This is a genomic window from Novosphingobium silvae, from assembly GCF_009856825.1.
Classification (GTDB): domain Bacteria; phylum Pseudomonadota; class Alphaproteobacteria; order Sphingomonadales; family Sphingomonadaceae; genus Novosphingobium; species Novosphingobium silvae.
Genome location: NZ_WVTD01000007.1, coordinates 115,819 through 131,941, shown reverse-complemented (window position 1 = coordinate 131,941; position 16,123 = coordinate 115,819). Strand labels below are relative to the sequence as shown.

General features: G+C 64.3%; 16 protein-coding genes. 9 read left to right on the top strand and 7 right to left on the bottom strand.

Annotation, left to right across the window (positions count from 1 at the left end; translation table 11 throughout):
- Nucleotides 1-36: 36 nt before the first annotated feature.
- The 9 genes from GR702_RS11375 to mnhG all read left to right on the top strand — a co-directional run bounded on the left by GR702_RS11375 (nucleotide 37) and on the right by mnhG (nucleotide 7,962).
- Nucleotides 37-828, top strand: a complete 792-nt coding sequence (locus GR702_RS11375) for an energy transducer TonB (RefSeq protein WP_160986003.1) — start codon at nucleotides 37-39, stop codon at nucleotides 826-828.
- Between the two features lie 27 nt (nucleotides 829-855).
- Nucleotides 856-1,659, top strand: coding sequence for a DUF4198 domain-containing protein (locus GR702_RS11370; RefSeq protein ID WP_160986002.1), 804 nt, complete (start codon nucleotides 856-858; stop codon nucleotides 1,657-1,659).
- Nucleotides 1,660-1,685: 26 nt separating this feature from the next.
- Nucleotides 1,686-2,156 (top strand): EF-hand domain-containing protein, encoded by a 471-nt coding sequence (locus tag GR702_RS11365; RefSeq protein ID WP_237449675.1) that lies wholly within the window; start codon nucleotides 1,686-1,688, stop codon nucleotides 2,154-2,156.
- 286 nt (nucleotides 2,157-2,442) lie between these two features.
- Complete coding sequence (gene mbhE, locus GR702_RS11360; protein WP_160986001.1) at nucleotides 2,443-5,172, top strand: hydrogen gas-evolving membrane-bound hydrogenase subunit E; 2,730 nt, start codon at nucleotides 2,443-2,445, stop codon at nucleotides 5,170-5,172.
- Nucleotides 5,169-5,549 carry a sodium:proton antiporter gene (locus GR702_RS11355; protein ID WP_237449674.1) on the top strand — a complete coding sequence of 127 codons (381 nt, stop codon included), beginning with the start codon at nucleotides 5,169-5,171 and terminating at the stop codon, nucleotides 5,547-5,549. Before mbhE ends, GR702_RS11355 begins: the two co-directional genes overlap by 4 nt.
- Nucleotides 5,542-7,014 carry a proton-conducting transporter transmembrane domain-containing protein gene (locus GR702_RS11350; RefSeq protein WP_160986000.1) on the top strand — a complete coding sequence of 491 codons (1,473 nt, stop codon included), beginning with the start codon at nucleotides 5,542-5,544 and terminating at the stop codon, nucleotides 7,012-7,014. The genes GR702_RS11355 and GR702_RS11350 overlap by 8 nt, the downstream gene beginning before the upstream one ends.
- A 2-nt stretch (nucleotides 7,015-7,016) precedes the next feature.
- Nucleotides 7,017-7,343 (top strand): Na+/H+ antiporter subunit E, encoded by a 327-nt coding sequence (locus GR702_RS11345; protein ID WP_160986082.1) that lies wholly within the window; start codon nucleotides 7,017-7,019, stop codon nucleotides 7,341-7,343.
- The gene (locus GR702_RS11340) at nucleotides 7,340-7,615 is read left to right on the top strand and encodes a monovalent cation/H+ antiporter complex subunit F (protein ID WP_160985999.1); all 276 of its coding nucleotides are present in this window, start codon (nucleotides 7,340-7,342) and stop codon (nucleotides 7,613-7,615) included. The genes GR702_RS11345 and GR702_RS11340 overlap by 4 nt, the downstream gene beginning before the upstream one ends.
- Entirely contained in the window at nucleotides 7,612-7,962 is a 351-nt protein-coding gene (gene mnhG, locus GR702_RS11335; RefSeq protein WP_160985998.1) for a monovalent cation/H(+) antiporter subunit G, read from the top strand. The genes GR702_RS11340 and mnhG overlap by 4 nt, the downstream gene beginning before the upstream one ends.
- A 76-nt stretch (nucleotides 7,963-8,038) precedes the next feature.
- Here mnhG and GR702_RS11330 read toward each other — a convergent pair whose 3' ends face one another.
- From GR702_RS11330 to GR702_RS11300, 7 genes are all read right to left on the bottom strand, one after another.
- Nucleotides 8,039-8,929, bottom strand: a complete 891-nt coding sequence (locus GR702_RS11330; protein ID WP_160985997.1) for an SMP-30/gluconolactonase/LRE family protein — start codon at nucleotides 8,927-8,929, stop codon at nucleotides 8,039-8,041.
- A complete protein-coding gene (xylB, locus tag GR702_RS11325; RefSeq protein ID WP_272916667.1) occupies nucleotides 8,913-9,710 on the bottom strand; it encodes a D-xylose 1-dehydrogenase in 798 nt (265 codons plus the stop codon). Before xylB ends, GR702_RS11330 begins: the two co-directional genes overlap by 17 nt.
- Before the next feature lie 28 nt (nucleotides 9,711-9,738).
- Nucleotides 9,739-10,863, bottom strand: a complete 1,125-nt coding sequence (locus GR702_RS11320; RefSeq protein ID WP_160986080.1) for a fumarylacetoacetate hydrolase family protein — start codon at nucleotides 10,861-10,863, stop codon at nucleotides 9,739-9,741.
- Nucleotides 10,864-10,895: 32 nt separating this feature from the next.
- On the bottom strand, nucleotides 10,896-12,524 hold the full coding sequence (locus GR702_RS11315) for a family 43 glycosylhydrolase (protein WP_202408212.1): 1,629 nt from the start codon (nucleotides 12,522-12,524) through the stop codon (nucleotides 10,896-10,898).
- A gap of 265 nt (nucleotides 12,525-12,789) precedes the next feature.
- Nucleotides 12,790-13,803: a copper resistance protein B gene (locus GR702_RS11310; RefSeq protein ID WP_160985996.1), complete on the bottom strand. Its 1,014-nt coding sequence runs from the start codon at nucleotides 13,801-13,803 to the stop codon at nucleotides 12,790-12,792.
- Entirely contained in the window at nucleotides 13,803-15,584 is a 1,782-nt protein-coding gene (locus tag GR702_RS11305) for a copper resistance system multicopper oxidase (RefSeq protein ID WP_160985995.1), read from the bottom strand. The genes GR702_RS11310 and GR702_RS11305 overlap by 1 nt, the downstream gene beginning before the upstream one ends.
- Nucleotides 15,585-15,608: 24 nt before the next feature.
- Nucleotides 15,609-16,088, bottom strand: coding sequence for an RNA polymerase sigma factor (locus GR702_RS11300; RefSeq protein WP_202408211.1), 480 nt, complete (start codon nucleotides 16,086-16,088; stop codon nucleotides 15,609-15,611).
- Nucleotides 16,089-16,123 lie beyond the last annotated feature (35 nt).

Below are 16,123 nucleotides of genomic sequence, written 5' to 3'. Positions count from 1 at the left end.
GCTCAGGCCCTTCGTCCCAGGATCAATCCTGGTGCCATGACCGCCTCCGTCGCGGCTCATGCCGCCGTGGTTGCGCTGCTGGTCATGACCTGGAAGGAAGACATTCTGGTGGAGGGCGGCACTCGAAGCGCGCTTGTGGCCATAAACCTCTCAGGCCAGGAGGGTGGGCCGGGCCCAAAGGCGATGGATCCGCTCATGGCGAATGATCCTGTATCCACGCCGCCCCCCGCCCCTGCACAGACCGGCACCACCCCGGTACAGCCGCAGCCCCACTCTCTGCCCGAAGCGGTGTCCCCTGCGGCTCCGCAAAAGGAGGCACTGCAAGCCGATAATGCGGGCGGCGGCCAGGGCCGCATCGGACCGGGGAATGCCGCAGCCACCACGCAGTCAGTACCGGCCGCAACGCCGGTGCCGGTGCCGGTGCGCGCCATGACTGCCCCAGCTCCATCCATCGCGCTCGCGGTCGCAGCCGTCCCGCCGAGCCGAGGTTCCGGGCGGCCGGAGCCTGCCGGCGGGATCAACGGAACCGGAGGCGTTGGCGGTGGGCGCACCGGCATGGCCGGCAACGCCGCCACCAGCAATTACAAAGTGAAGCTCTACCAGCATCTCACCCGCTACAAGCAGGTGAACGTCGTCGGCGCAGGAACGGTGGTGATCGCGCTCACTGTGGAACCGGGCGGGACTGCCCGCGACATCGTGGTCGCACGCAGCTCCGGTTCGATACGGTTCGATCGGGAGGCGCTGCAACTGGTGCGGCGAGCGGTGCCGCTTCCGCCTCCCCCCGACGGCAAACCCTATCGCTTCAACTTCGAAATCACCGGCGACTGACCGGCTTGTGCAAAAGGATCGACGATCATGGCCGTAACGGCATTTACCAACCCGCGCGCGCTAAAGCTTGCAGCGCTCGTCTGCATCGCCATGCCGGGCGTCGGTCACGCCCACACCTCCTACCTGCTGCCAAAGGTCTTCTCGGCCAACACCGAGCAGATGGTGACCGTGGAATCCGCGTTTGCAGAAAAGTTCTTCCGACCCGAAGTGCCGGTCGATGCCAAAGACTATCATGTCGTGCTTCCGGATGGCTCTCGCGGCGAGTACCAGTCGATTACGCCCCTCAAGCAGCTGGTGATTCTGGAGGCCCCGCTCGCGCAGGACGGCACCTACCGGTTCACGACCGGTGTCCGCCTGGGCCGCGTCGGGAAGAGCGCACTCATCGACGGACAATGGCGTCCCGTGCACGATCAGGTTCCCGCAGGCGCCACGAAGGTGCGCACGAGCCAGACCGAAACGGTCGCCGACGTGTATGTGTCGAAGAAGAAGCCCACGCGCGCGCCAGTGGATGCATCGATCGGTCGCTTGCAGATCCGGCCTGTGACTCATCCCAGCGAGCTGTACCTCGACACGCCGTTCGCCGTGCAGGTGCTGTTCGACGGCAAACCGCTGCAGGGCCAGGAGCTGGTGCTCGATCGCGGCGGCGCTGACTATGAGGAAGCGCTGGTGCACCGGCAGGTCACTACCGATGCGAAGGGCGGCGCCACGTTCCGCTTCGACCGTCCCGGCGTCTACGTCCTGATGACCCGCCACAGGGCCGAGGCCCCTGCAGGCTCGGGCACGGACGAGCGCAGCTACACCACGTCGCTCACTTTCCAGGTCGAAGAGTGACCCACCTTTACTCCACGGAGAAGACAATGCAGCATCTGAAGTTCTATGGCCCCCTCCTCGCAATTGCCTTCGCAGGGATGGCCGGCTCCGCCGCCCTTGCGCAGGAGGCCCCTCGCCAAGGTGAGCGCCGCGCGGCTCCCGGCCACGGCAAGGCCGCCTTCATTCGGGAAAGCGACGCGGATGGAGATGGACGCGTCACCGCTGCCGAGTTCGCCGCCGCGCGCGCCGCCAAGTACCGCACTTTCGACCTGGACGGTGACGGAAAGGTGAGCGAGGTCGATTACGTGGGCGAGTTCACTAGCCGGATGGGCAAGGACGCAAAGGTTCCCGACGGTCAGCTCAAGCAGGCTCACGTGCGTTTCGGCGTGCTGGACACTGACAAGGATGGCAACCTCACTCTGGCGGAATTCAACGCCTCGGGTGAGCGCATGTTCGCGAAGCTGGACACCAACGGTGATGGCGTCGTCGACGCCAAGGACACCTCCAGCTCGTACTGAGCGAAGGGCGGCGGGCGGGCACGCGCCAGCCCGCTTCCGCAAGGATCGCGAATGAAGTGCGGCTGCTTCGAGCGCCGTTTCCCTGAAGCCGCGGTCCAGCCGTCGGTCGACTGAAGGTGCGGCGGGTTTACTAGACCATCGAGTTCAAATCCCGTCGCGCCTTCTTCAACGTCGAGTATCCGCCGGAACGCGTCGCTCATCAGGGTGAAATCGGCAGTGAGACTTAGCCCGCGTTTGCTACTGCGCCGGGCGGAGCCGGACGCCGTCTCGGGCATTATGGAAATAGATGCTCGAATGGCTACTTATCTCCCTGGTGGGCGCTTGCTGCGTTCCGCTTCTGGCGCGCGTGATCGCGCGGGGAGCAGGCTTTCTCATCGCCCTGCTGCCGCTTGGCCTGTTCGTCGTCCTCATCTCGACGGCGCCGGTGATCGAGCGGGGATGGGTACGTTCCGCCGGATTCCCATGGGCACCGTCTTTGGGCCTCGACTTCACGCTGCGGCTGGATGGCTTTTCCTTCCTGTTCTGCCTGCTGGTCACCGCCATTGGCGCGCTGGTGACGATCTATGCCGATGGATACCTCGCCTCGAAATCACCTGCCGAGCGAAGCCGGTTCCACACGCTCATTCTCCTGTTCATGACCGCGATGCTGGGCACCGTGCTTGCGGAAAACATGCTGGTCATGCTGATGTTCTGGGAGGCGACGAGCGTCCTCTCCTTTCTGCTGATCGGCTTCGAAGGCCGCAGCGGACGTGCGCGCCGCGCCGCGCTGATGGCACTGCAAGTTACAGCCTTCGGCGGCCTTATGCTGCTTACCGCGGTGATGTTGATCGGCAACGAGATCGGGACGTACTCGATGGCCGAGGCCGTGCGACAGGCGGACAGGCTGGTCGGCTCACCCAGCGGAAATGCGATCGTTGCCTGCATCCTTCTTGCAGCGTTCACGAAATCCGCCCAGTTCCCGTTCCATTTCTGGCTTCCCAACGCAATGCAGGCGCCGACGCCGGCCTCCGCCTATCTGCATTCGGCCACCATGGTGAAGCTGGGAATATATCTGCTGGCTCGGTTCGAGCCGGTTTTCGCAGCCACAAGCTGGGGCCGCAACACCGTCATAACGGTAGCCTGCCTTACAATGCTCGTCTCGGCCCTACAGGCTCTCAGGGCAGAGAACTTCAAGTCGGCTCTCGCCTACTCCACCATCGCATCGCTGGGCATCCTGGTCCTGCTGGTAGGGCTCGACGGCCCGGCAGCAAGCGTCGCGATGGTTGGCTTCCTGCTGGCGCACGCTCTCTACAAGGCGGCGCTGTTCTTCTGCGCCGGCTCGGTCATCCATGCGACTGGCCTTCATAGTCTTCGCGCGATGGGCGGACTTGCGCGCTTCCTGCCGCTCACCGCCCTCGCCTGCCTGGGAGCAAGCCTCTCGATGGCGGGCATTCCCCCATTCATCGGCTTCATCTCGAAAGAGTTCCTCTTCGAAGCGCAGCTGGAAAGCAGCTGGGAACTCGTGCCCCTCGCAATCGCGGTCGTCGTCAATGCCGTCATGGTAGGCGTTGCCGGCGTCATAACCCTGCGACCGTTCTTCATGGGGCGCGGCAAGGTGACGCAGGTCCGCAATCATGAGACGCTGGCCCTGGCGGCGCCCCCGCTGCTGCTGGCGGCAGCGGGCCTCGTCATCAGCCTGGAGCCGGGGTGGATTACCCGCTCTGCGCTACGTCCGGCGGTGGCCGCAGTCTACGGAAGCCCCGTTAAGGTCGACATCGCGGTGTGGCATGGCATTACGCCCATGCTCATGCTGAGCGGCGTCGTGATCGCAACGGGCGCATTGATCGTGCGGTTCTGGCGTCCCATTCACGAACGCCTGCGTGCAGTGGACCGGCTCGACCGGCTGGCTATTGAACGTTTCTGGGGCATGGGGCTGCGAGGCCTGATCACAGGCTCGCGAAGGCTGACACGCAGGCTGCAACATGGCGATCTGCGCCGTTACCTGCTTACGGTGATTGCAGCCATGGTCCTCCTGCTGCTCTGGTCTGCATTTGCCGGAGGCGTCCGTCCTCGTTTCCCCGTGCCCGACACGATCGAGATCGCGCCTACCCTCATCGCGTTCGTAGCTCTCGCCGGTGCCATCATGGCGGCGGTCGGGCGTTCCCTGATCGCATCCATGGTGGCGACCGGGCTTACCGGGATTTCGGTGGCCATCACCTTTCTTCTGAACGGGGCGCCGGACCTCGCCCTGACCCAGTTCGCGGTCGAAGCGCTGCTTGTCGTCCTGCTGACCGCCCTGCTTCTCGCCGTGCCGCTCTCGAGCCCGGTCACGCGCGGAAGTGGCATGCGGCGTTTCGACTTCGCGGTCGCGTTTGCCTTTGCGGCAGTGCTTGCGCTCGGCGTCATCGACATGGCGGCGAGCCGGCACCCTTCGGCGGTGAGCGACCTCTATGGTCGTCTAAGCTATGTCGCCGCCCATGGCAGGAACGTCGTGAATGTCATCCTGGTCGACTTCCGCGCATTCGACACGCTGGGAGAAACGACGGTGATTGCCGTGGCCGCGGTGCTTGCCCGCGCGCTTTTGCCGCATGCGCATTGGGCACAGGATACTGCGCCTCCCCCAGCCACCCATTTTTCTTTCCGCATGGTGGGCAAGCCGCTCTTTTGGCTGCTGCTCGCCTCCTCGCTGGTCATACTGTGGCGCGGCCACAATGATCCGGGCGGTGGCTTCGTGGGTGGCCTGATGGCAGCACTTGCCGTCGCCATCCTCTCGCTCGCCTATGGCACGGCGCGGGCGGAGCGGGCCATGCGGGTCGATCCGATGATGCTCGTGGGCTTGGGGATGCTCCTTGCCCTCTGCAGCGGAGTTCCCGCGCTCCTGCTTGGTCGTCCATACCTGACGCAGCTCTGGTGGGAGCCGGCGTCCTGGCTGCCAGCCGTGGGAACCGCGCTCGTCTTTGACCTTGGGGTTTATCTCGTGGTTCTTGGCGCCGTCGTCACCTTCCTGCTCGGTCTGCAGAAGGAGGCGGCACGTTGAGTCTGGTCTACGCCCTCGTCGGCGCAGGAATAGTCGCCTGTGCCCTGTTCATGATCCTTTCGCGCAACCTCGTTCGGATGCTGCTCGGATTCTCGATGCTGGCGACCGGAGCAAACCTCCTGCTCTTTCTGGCAGGCGGTCCCGTCACCGATCAACCTCCGATCATTGCCGAGGACGCGTCGACGCTTGCCGCTTCCGCCGACCCAGTGGTTCAGGCGCTGATCCTCACTGCCATCGTCATCGGCTTCGCCTTGACGGTGGTTATCGGCGTTCTTGTGCTGCGGGCCTGGAAAGCCCGAAAGACGATCGACGCGCGCGAGATCAACGATGCCGAGGCACTCGGCCAGCCGCGAAGGAACGACCCTGCGGATGGCTGACACGCTGCTTCTCGTCTCGCCCGTGCTGGTGGCCTTCCTTGGCTCGGCAATCGCCATATTGCTTCGCGTACGACCATCTGCAGCGCGGCTGACCGGCCTGACCACGAACGTTCTCCTGGCCGCATGTTCGCTCGCGCTGCTGGTTCGCGTCGGGCCGGGAACCTCGCGCGTGCCGCATACCGTCTTCGGAGGATGGCCGCGAGGGTTCGGCATCTCCTTCGCCGCTTCCCTGCCCGGCGTGCTGCTGGTCGCCGTAACAGCGCTCGTCTCCTGCGCTGCCGCGATCTACGCCATCGAAGATATCGGCCCACGTCGCCGCCGCGCGGGGTACGACGCCTTGATGCTGGCGCTGATAGGTGCGGTGAACGGCGCCTTCCTGACAACGGACCTGTTCAATCTCTACGTCTGGTTCGAGCTGGCCCTGCTTGCGGCGCTCGGCCTTCTGACGCTCGACCGGCGCGCCGCCCAGATCGACGGGGCCATCCGCTACGTCGCCTTCGCCACGCTTGCTGCGACCTTCATCCTGCTTGGAATCGGGATGATCTATGGCCTTGTTGGCAACCTCGACCTTGCGATGGCGCGCTCCGCGATCTCGCGCATGCAGCCCGCCTTCGGGCTCGCGATCGCCGCCGCTCTGCTGCTGGGCGGCTTTGCTCTGAAGTCGGGCCTGGCTCCGTTCCACCTCTGGCTCCCGGCCTCCTACCATACCGCACCCGTCACGGGCACCGCCACATTTGCAGGTCTGCTCACCAAGATGGGGTTCTATGCGCTGATGCTGGTGCTGGTGGGTCTGTTGAACGTCACCGGTCCGGCCTCAGCCGCGCGCCACCTCATGCTCCTCGTGCCGTGGATCGCGGGAGCGACCATGATCCTGTGCGCCATCGGAGCGCTGGGGCAGACCGACATGCGGCGCATCCTCTCCTACCAGGTCATCGCGCAGGTCGGGTACATGGCGACAGGTCTCGCTCTTGGGACGATCCAGGGCGTCGCAGGAGCGGTGTTCTACATGGTCCACACGATCATCGTGCAAGCCAATCTTTTCTTTGGGGCCGGCTTAATCCACCGGGCGAGCGGAAGCTGGGACCTGACCCGAGCAGGCGGCATGCGCACCAACCCCGTTTTCACGATGCTGTTCGCGGTTCCCATGCTTTCGCTGGCAGGCATCCCGCCGCTTTCGGGCTTCTGGGCCAAGCTCATCGTGCTTCGTGAAAGCCTCGAGGCCGGATACATCTGGCTGGCAGTGGCCGGGCTTGTCGCGGGGTTGATGACGATCGTATCCATGGCGATCTTCTGGTCCGAAGCCTGCTGGAAGGATTCGAAGCGCCCGGTCCGACCGGTGCCCCGCAGCGGCCTTCTAGCGATGGCGCTGCTCTCCACGGCGACCGGCGCAATCGGCCTTGCTCCCCACTGGCTCTGGCAGATGGCGCAGGCCTCCGCCCTGGCTCTGGCGGGAGGTCTGCAGTGATCATGCGCCGCCTTCGCGCCATCATTGTCCTTGCGGCCGTTTTCCTGTGGGATCTCGTCGCTGCGTCGATTTCGGTCGCACGCATCGTTCTGTCGCCCCGGCCAGCTACGCGGCCGGCCATCGTGGCAGTTCCTGTCTCCGTTCGCAAACCCTGGGCCGTTGCCCTGTTCGCGTATTTCACTTCTCTCACGCCCGGCTCGACTTGCCTGCACGTCTCGAAGGACCTGCGCACGATCTACCTGCACGTACTCGATACGGATGATCCGCAGCAATCGGCAGAGCACTTCAAACGGCACTACGAACGCTGGATCCTGGAGCTGGAAAGATGATCGACCAGCAAACCCTCGCAGGAGCGCTCCTGATCGTTCTTGCCATCGCTCTCGTCCTGGCAGGGTGGCGCATGGTTCGCGGCCCCAGCCTCGCGGATCGCTTCGTCGCCCTCGACATGTTGACCGCCGTGGCGGTGGGGTTCACCGCCATCGCGGCTCTTGCGACGGGCCGGGTATTGTTCATGGACGTTGCGCTGGCGCTGTCGCTCATCAACTTTGTCGCCACCGCCGCATTCGCCGCTTTCCTCGAGCGGGACGGGGGGAAGCCATGACGGTGGTATCCAATATCTGCATGATCCTTGGAGCAGGCTTTCTCCTTGTCGCCGCCATAGGTCTTGTCCGGCTTGGAGATCCGCTGCAACGCATGCACAGCGGGACCAAGGCCGGCACCTTGGGGACCGCCCTGCTGCTTGGCGGTGTCACTGCGTCCGATATGGTGGAGGGCCGGGCGTCGGCCTTCCTTGCCGTTCTGTTCCTGTTGCTCACGCTTCCGATCGGAGCCCAGTTGCTGGGCCGGGCCAGTTATCTCTCCGGCACTCGGTTGAAAGGGATCGAAGACGATCCTCTCGCCGACCACCTTGATCGTCCGCAACCTTCCGAAGAGGATCATCAGGAATAGAAAGGCGGCAACGCGCCTCCCCGATCTTGAACGGGGACCGGCCGAACGCCGGCCACCTCCTCCCGAGAGAACCGCCCTAGGGAGTTGGCGGGCTCGGTCGGGGATGGACTTGCTCCTGCCCCGCGACTTCAACCTCGAACATGAAGAGATCACCCGCGCCGCTCTGGCGGGCCAGCTCCGCATCGGACAGTCCCTTGCGGGCAGTCGTGGCATAGACGGTCTTGAGATCGGGGCCACCGAAAGCGATTTTCGTGACATTGGCCACCGGGAACTCGATACGTCCCAGCCATGCACCGTCGGGCGAGAATCGGCCTACTCCCCAGCCTCCGAACAGCCCCACCCAGACGGTGCCCTCGCTGTCGACGACAGGCCCGTCGGGATATCCCATCCCCTCCGGCAACCGGGCGAATACACGGGCCTCTCCCGGACGACCGTCGGGCCCGACCTGAGCTGCCAGGATCGCGCGCTCCAGCGTGTCGACGAGGTATACCGTCCCGCCATCCGGCGAGAATGCAGGCCCATTGGTGATGACCATGGGCTCAGGCGAAAGCTGTTCAAGGTCGCCGCCATGAAGGCGATAGTACGCGCCGGTAGGAGCTTCTTCCGCATTGTCCATCGTGCCGAGCCAGACCGAGCCATCGGGATGAACGGCAGCGTCGTTCAGTCGATTACCGGGCTGTTCATGCTCCACCGGATGCAGCAGTTCGAAGGTCGCTCCATCGAACAGGTGTACGCCTTCCCTGGCGCCCACCAGCAAGGCTCCGTCTGTCATCGGAAGAACCCATCCCGGCTCTTCGGGCGCTCGGAAGCTTTCCAGAGCTCCCAGCGGTTCGAAGCGGTGAAGCGCATGTCCCTTGATGTCGACGAACCAGAGGCAGCCGCGCTGCCCGTCCCAAATCGGCCCCTCGCCAAGCATGGCCCCGACCTCGCAAGCGATCCGCACATTCATGTCAGCGCCATCCCGCATCGACGAAGTACTCGTGCCCGGTGCACATCCGCGCATCGTCCGAGGCCAGGAACAGCGCGAGCGCGGCCACGTCCTCGGGCTGCACGCGCGCCTTCAGGCACTGCGCATCAAGGATTTCCCGCTCACCCTCAGGCGTGTACCACCTCTCCTGCCGCGGCGTCTGGACGTTGCCCGGAACGATCGCGCAGACCCGGATGTTCTTCTCGCCAAGCTCGCGGGCCATGGCGCGGGTCATTCCCTCGATCCCGGCCTTTGCCGTCTGGTACAGCGAAAGCTGGTCAAGCGCGAGGTGCCAGCTGATGGATCCGAAATTCAGGATTACCCCGGCTCCTGCAGCCTCCATGAATGGAATCGCGGCCTGGGAGGCGAAGAACAGATGGCGCAGGTTCACCGCCATGCGCTCGTCCCAGTACTCGGGCGTGACGTCCGCTATGTGATGGCGGTCATCGTTCGCGGCGTTGTTGACGAGGATGTCGAGGCGGCCAAGCTCGGCATGCGCCTCCCCGATCCTTGTCCTGACGAAAGCCAAGTCCCGAAGATCCCCTGCGACGAACCGGGGAGTGAACTCGACCTTGCCGTCAAGCTTCGCGACCAATGCCCGTGACGGTTCATCCGCGATGTCCACGAAGAGGACCTTCGCTCCTTGCAGGGCAAAAGCCTCGACGAGCGCCGCGCCGATGCCGGAGCCGCCGCCTGAGACGAAGACTCCTTTCCCGGCGAGAGAGGGAAAGCGCGCCATCCCTGTATTTTCCACGCTGTCAGACATGGCGGTGGTGAGCATGATCTTCCTTCAGTTCCGGAGGTGGCGTTCAGTCGGCCAGCACTGCGGCTTGCGCGCGGATCAGACCGCGTGCCGCGAGATTACGATAAAGTGCGGAGATACCCGTCTCCCAGGACGGAGCTTCGCTCGAGGTGGAGACGGTATTGACCAGCGTTCCGAGGCGAGCACTCGAGATCGTCACGAGATCGCCTGCCTTGTGCGTGAAGCCCCGTCCGGGTGCATCGCGGTCCTGCGTCGGCGCGAACAGCGTGCCCAGAAACAACACCACTCCGTCCGGATACTGGTGCTCGGAAAAGCACTGGCGCAGAAGATCGAGCGGGGGTCGGCTGATCTCGGACATGCGGCTTTCCCCTTCGAGCAGGAAGCCTTCGGGCCCTTCGATGCGCAGCAGCACCTGCGCGCTTTCCACATCGGAGATCGAGTACCCTGCGTCGAACAGCCGCACGAAGGGTCCTATCGCGCAGGAAGCATTGTTGTCCTTCGCTTTGCCCAGGAGCAACGCCGAACGGCCCTCGAAATCCCTAAGATTGACATCGTTGCCCAGGGTTGCCCCAACCGGCTTCCCGCGAGCGTCCGCGAGCAGGACGATCTCGGGCTCGGGATTGTTCCAGTCGGAGTCCGAACGCACTCCGATGAGGGCGCCCGACCCAACGGTGGAAAGCACCGGGGACTTGGTGAAGATCTCTGCGTCGGGACCGATCGCCACCTCCAGATACTGCGACCACATGCCGTCTTCGATCAGCGCGGCCTTCAATGCCGCTGCGTCCGATGATCCCGGCACGACAGAGCGGATCGAACCGCCGATGCGCGCTTCAAGGCCGCCACGCACCGCCTGCGCCTTGTCGGCATCGCCGCGCGCGCGCTCCTCGATGACACGCTCGAGGGCCGATACGGCGAAAGTAACGCCCGCGGCCTTGACGCACTGCAGGTCGATGGGGCTGAGCAAGCGGGCCCTGCCCAGCACGTCTTCCACATCGCCGAGAGGAAAGCCGAGAGCCGGATCGAAAGCAGCAGCGTCCACGAGATCGGCCACTGTCGGCGCCAAGCTGCTCATGTCGTAGGCGATGCCGCCGCTCAGCAACACCGGCGTCGGCCCATCGCCGAGGTCAAGCCGGCCTAGAAAAAGGCCATCGCGCCAGTCGGCCGGGAGCATGGAAAAGGTGTCGGTAATGTCTTGTCGCTCCTTCACAGCGCGCGGAACTTGAAATCGCGGAAGCGGGCCTCGCCGTCACCGGCCGCGTAGAGCCCGGGGCGAAGCATGAGGAAACCGCCGCGGACATTGTGGTGGTATCCCGAGACCTCCATCCCGCGATCGAAGCGCTTCCACGTCTTACCACCGTCACCGCTCGTATGGACGGCGACGATGTGGCGATCGTTGCGCACTCGCATCAGCATCTTGCGTCCGTGATAATTCGCCGGCCGCCCGCGCTCCATGCCATATTGATGCGTCACGAACGTCGCTTCGTCGAAGCCGAGGCCGCAATAGAGTTGCTGATCGTAGAACAGCAGGAGGCCAGCGGTAACGCCGGGGTCGATATCGATCTCGCACTCAAACTCATACCCGATATCGCCAGCAATGAGGAGAAGAGGCGAGGAATCGACAGGTGCCCTCCCCGCCGCCTTCAGGTGAAGCGTGTTGCCCGCCACCCTTGCCCGCTTCGCCTCGTCCGCGGCCGGCTTGAAGAAGTTCCAGCGTCGGCCAAGTTCCAGCCGCGAGAAATCGTCCGACAGCGGCATGCCGTGAGGACCGGCCTTGGTGCCGCCCTGCGGGGCACGAATGGGCCGCGACAAGTCGCCGCCTTCCATTCGAAACCAGCCGTCGGGAGTCCACGTCACGGGGTCGAGCAGCGTCTGGCGACCAAGCGTCCAGAAGTCCTTCTCGAAGCCATGATAGACCGACCACCAGTCACCGCCAGGGCCTTCAAACAAGGTCGCGTGTCCTCTCGACCACCAGGCCTCGGACAGGTCGGTGGTGCGCACGATCGGATTGTGGGGGCAGTTCTCCCAGGGTCCATGGATCGACCGGGAACGCGCTGCAATCACCATGTGCCCCGTCGGTGGCCCGGCAGTGCCGCCCACGGCGGTGATGAGATAGAAGTAGCTGCCGTGCCGAACGATCTTCGGTCCCTCGGGCGAGAACCCTTCGACGTTCCATTCTTCCGGATAGCGCCAGGGATCGTAGACATGCTCCACCGCCCCGACCGTACGCAGTCCGTCTTCGGACAGGCGGATGCGATCGCCGCCGGAAAGGAAAAGCCAGCGGGACCCGTCCTCGCCCACGGCGTGGCCCGGATCGATATGGTCCGGCAGGCCAAGATCGATGGGATCGCTCCACGGCCCCTCGATGCGATCCGCCCAGATGACGTAGTTGGCGTTAGGGCTCGCCTTGGCCGGGAAATAGATGAAGTAGCGGCCGTCATGCTTGCAGATGTCCGGCGCCCACACGGCGCCGACATTCCGGGTCAGCGCCGCCGTGATGGGCCGCCAGTTGATGAGGTCGCGAGAGTGCCACACGACCAGACCCGGATAGGAGTCGAAGGTGGAAAAGGTCATGTAGTAGTCCTTCCCGTCCTTCATGATCGAAGGATCGGGATGGTCGCCGGCCATCAGCGGATTCAGGTACGTTCCGTTCCCGAGATCCGATACGCGCTGGTTATCGAAGCCGCGACGGTAGGGGGGCAGCCCTGCAGCCGCCGGTGCTTTCTCCGTAGTGCATAAAGACTGTCCCGCAGCACGAGCGGCAGTGCCTGAGAGCGCCGTCATCGACATCACGCCCATCGTCGCGCCGATAGCCTGGCGGCGGTCCAACTTCATGCCTCTCTCCGTGCTTGTTTTTATGCTAGCGCTATCAAACTAACGGCTGGTCCAGCGTAAGACAAGAGCTACTTGCCTTGCCTTGCCCAGCCCGAACGGAACCTTTCAGAACCGGAAAAGGCTATGGCCACACCGCCACCGTTCGAACACCGGCCCGCGGTCATGATGATAACGATATCAGAGGCACCTCAGCTTACTGCAGGATCTTGGAGGGCACTCCGGCACCGTCCCGCGTTTCTCCCCTTGGGCGGCCGAAGATGCCGCGCTAGAACATCGCGCGCATGCCGAACACGGCCGAGATTCCAGAGGCGTTTTCGCCGGAGCTTCTCGCAAGCCGTGCCGTCTTCCCGAGCTTTCGCTCCCAGTGCACACCGACGTACGGCGCAAGCGAACGGTTGCGTTCGTAACGCAACCTGCCGCCAAGCTCGAGCCGCTCGAACCCCGCACCAACCTGGAGTTCGGGAACGTCCTGCATCGCCATGTCGACTTCCAGTTCAGGCTCCAGGACAACCGACTGGGTAATGCGCTGCTGGTACGCAGCTTTGCCGCGTGCATGAACGTCACCCCTGTCGGAGACGAGAAGCTGACCTTCCAGTTCGAACCAGTAAGGCGCAAGTCCCTCGATGCCGAGGAGTGCGTATGTGCGCTGCGGGTCTGGGCGAAAGTCGTGCCGCACTCCCATCTGCAGGTTGAACCATGGATCGAGCCCGTGCCGCCAGAAGGCGTTCAGTTCGATCCTTTCGGCGGCCTGCCCGAAGGTGCCCTCACCTTCGCTTTCCAGCACGACGCGATCGATGTCGCCGCTGTACCATGCCTGCCAATCCCAGCCGAACCCGCCCCGCCCCTTGCCCGCGCGATATTCAAGGCGGTCTACCTGCAGCGCGAATGTGCTGAAGCGCATTTCCTCGAGCATGACCCCGCGCGACGCTTCCATCCGATCGGGCGCGAAGAAGGCATCGGCGGAATGGTCGGTGGGAACGGGCGGCGCGGGAGCATCGCCCGGTTTATCGGAGACCGGCGAAGAAGGCATGACGTGCCCCGCATGAGCGTCATGACCGTGCTCGGAAGAACCTGCCGAAGTTCTGCCCTGAGGGTCGGGCATGGAATGGCTCATGCCTGAGTGATCCATGCTCGAGTGGTCCATAGTTGAGTGGTCCATCCCGGCATGGCTCGTGGCGCCCGCGCTCGTGCCGGCGGCGTCCTGCGCGAGTGCGGCAATCGGCGTTGCTGCCGCGAGCATCGGCAACGAAGCGGCCAGCAGGCTCGTCCTGCGCCTCATCACTCCTCTCCCGCCGTATCGCGCCGGACAGTGACGACACGCATCATCCCTGCATGCATGTGCAGGAGCATGTGGCAGTGGAACGCCCAGTCTCCTTCCGCATCGGCGGTAAGGTCGAACGCGACCTTGCCGCCGGGAAGAACGTTCACGGTGTGCTTCCTGACGCGGTCCCCCGGCTGTCCGCTGACCAGCTCGAAAAAATGGCCGTGAAGGTGGATCGGATGCGGCATCATCGTATCGTTGATCAGGTTAACACGCACCCGCTCCCCGAGCTGGAACGCGATCGGTTCCGGGTTTTCGGACATCGACTTGCCATCGATCGACCACATGTACCGCTCCATATTGGCGGTGAGGTGAACATCGATCTGCCGGCTTGGCGTGCGCTGGTCGGGGTTCGGGTCGCGCGAACGTAGCTGGGCATAGGTCAGGACGCGGTGACCGACATCTTCCAACCCGGTCGGCCGGTCCGCCAGCCTGTCGACCGGCATGGGCGAGAGCATCGCCACGCCCGGCCCCATCTTCACACCGGGCGCAACGGAAGGATCGCGCATCGACATGGAGTGATCGGCCATCCCGTGCGTTTCCTTGCCGCTCATGTCCATGCCGCTCATGTCCATGCCGCCCATATCCATACCCATATCGCGCATGGTAAGGATGGGACGCTCGCGAAGGGTGGGGATCGTGGCAGACAGCCCGGGCTGCCGCGCAAGGGTTGCACGCACCAGCCCGGACCTGTCGATCGCCTCGGCCACGATGGCGTAGGTTTCGGCGCTACCCGGCTCGACGATGAAGTCATAGGTCTCGGCGATGGCGATCTGCACCTCGTCGGTTTCCACAGGCTTCACGGCGTTTCCGTCGCTCGCAACCACCGTCAGCGGCAGGCCCGGGATCCGGAAGTTGAAGTTGGTCATCGAAGATGCGTTGATGACGCGAAGGCGCACCCTTTCGCCCGGCTGGAAAAGTCCGGTCCAGTTCTCCGCCGTCCCATGCCCGTTCACGAGGAAGCTGTAGGTCGAGCCCGTCACGTCCGCGATGTCCGTGGCATCCATGCGCATCCGCGCCCAGGCGAGGCGATCCGCAAGCGGCTGGTCCTCACCCGCAAGCAGTCCGGCCAGTGTCTGACGCTGGCGATTGAAGTATCCGCTCTGCATCTTGAGGCGGCGCATCTGCTCATGCGGGTGAATCGGGCTCCAGTCGGACAGCACGAGCACATGCTCGCGCTCGCAGGCGAGCGGATCGTCGCTTTCCGGATCGATGACGATGGGTCCGTAAAGGCCGACCGCCTCCTGCATTCCGGAGTGGGAGTGATACCAGAACGTGCCTGAGTGCCTGACGGGAAATTCGTAGACGAAAGTGTCGCCGGGATCGATACCCGGAAAACTGATGCCGGGCACCCCATCCATCTGGAACGGCACGAGAAGGCCGTGCCAGTGGATCGACGTCTGCTCGCGCAATCGGTTCGCTACGGAGATGCGTACGGTGCGCCCTTCCTGAAGGCGAAGCAGCGGAGCGGGCAGCGTGCCGTTGACCGTTACCGCGTGCGCCGAACGTCCCCCGGTGGCGAACTGGCCTTCGGCGATTTCCAAGGCGATGTCCTCGCCCGACAGGACGCCCGAGCCTGCTGCAACAACGCCTCCCCTGCCGTGGACAAGACCATGCGTGCCGCTGCGCGCCCATGCCGGCAAGAGCCCTGATCCAAGCGAGCCTGCAAGCGTGGCTCCCAAGGCAAGAACATGGCGGCGGTGGAAGAGGGAGCCGGCAGGGCTGTCGGAAAACGTCATGCCGCTAGTACGCGGCGCGCGGGATTATCCCTCGAGCAGATGCGACAGTTTCTGCCGTGCCCGGTATATCCGGGTTTCCACGGCCTTGCGGCTGATACCCAGGACGGCGGCCGCCTCGTCCTGCGCCAGTCCTTCGAAGGCGCACAGAAGCAAGGGCTCTTTCAGACTGTTGGGCAAGGCCGCAAGGGCGGCATGGATGTGCTCGACGGCATGGGCGGAAGCCAGCGCGGCCTCTGGGCCGGGGGCCGTATCGGGTACCTCAAGGCCATCCCCGAGCGGCAGGGCAAACGCAAGAAAGCGCCGTACCGCCCGCCTTCGGGCGATGTCATGGCACTTGTTGATCGCGATCCGCAGGATCCAGGCGCGAAAGCTGCGAGCCTGATCGAAGCGGTGGAGCCCGAGGAACGCGGCCACGAAGCTTTCCTGAGTCACGTCGAGCGCATCAGCCTCGTTGCCGAGATGGTTGCGCGCCAGGCGAAACACCGTGTCTCGATGCCGCTTCATCAAGGCGTCGAAGCCAGCCTGACTCCCCGCGCGGG

Bases quoted from the DNA above. Each gene is read 5' to 3' on its own strand.
- GR702_RS11375 (WP_160986003.1), top strand. From the start codon at position 37: ATGACCGCCTCCGTCGCGGCTCATGCCGCCGTGGTTGCGCTGCTGGTC.
- GR702_RS11370 (WP_160986002.1), top strand. From the start codon at position 856: ATGGCCGTAACGGCATTTACCAACCCGCGCGCGCTAAAGCTTGCAGCG.
- GR702_RS11365 (WP_237449675.1), top strand. From the start codon at position 1,686: ATGCAGCATCTGAAGTTCTATGGCCCCCTCCTCGCAATTGCCTTCGCA.
- mbhE (WP_160986001.1), top strand. From the start codon at position 2,443: ATGCTCGAATGGCTACTTATCTCCCTGGTGGGCGCTTGCTGCGTTCCG.
- GR702_RS11350 (WP_160986000.1), top strand. From the start codon at position 5,542: ATGGCTGACACGCTGCTTCTCGTCTCGCCCGTGCTGGTGGCCTTCCTT.
- GR702_RS11345 (WP_160986082.1), top strand. From the start codon at position 7,017: ATGCGCCGCCTTCGCGCCATCATTGTCCTTGCGGCCGTTTTCCTGTGG.
- GR702_RS11340 (WP_160985999.1), top strand. From the start codon at position 7,340: ATGATCGACCAGCAAACCCTCGCAGGAGCGCTCCTGATCGTTCTTGCC.
- mnhG (WP_160985998.1), top strand. From the start codon at position 7,612: ATGACGGTGGTATCCAATATCTGCATGATCCTTGGAGCAGGCTTTCTC.
- GR702_RS11330 (WP_160985997.1), bottom strand. From the start codon at position 8,929: ATGCGGGATGGCGCTGACATGAATGTGCGGATCGCTTGCGAGGTCGGG.
- xylB (WP_272916667.1), bottom strand. From the start codon at position 9,710: ATGCTCACCACCGCCATGTCTGACAGCGTGGAAAATACAGGGATGGCG.
- GR702_RS11320 (WP_160986080.1), bottom strand. From the start codon at position 10,863: ATGCTCCCGGCCGACTGGCGCGATGGCCTTTTTCTAGGCCGGCTTGAC.
- GR702_RS11315 (WP_202408212.1), bottom strand. From the start codon at position 12,524: ATGAAGTTGGACCGCCGCCAGGCTATCGGCGCGACGATGGGCGTGATG.
- GR702_RS11310 (WP_160985996.1), bottom strand. From the start codon at position 13,803: ATGAGGCGCAGGACGAGCCTGCTGGCCGCTTCGTTGCCGATGCTCGCG.
- GR702_RS11305 (WP_160985995.1), bottom strand. From the start codon at position 15,584: ATGACGTTTTCCGACAGCCCTGCCGGCTCCCTCTTCCACCGCCGCCAT.
- GR702_RS11300 (WP_202408211.1), bottom strand. From the start codon at position 16,088: ATGAAGCGGCATCGAGACACGGTGTTTCGCCTGGCGCGCAACCATCTC.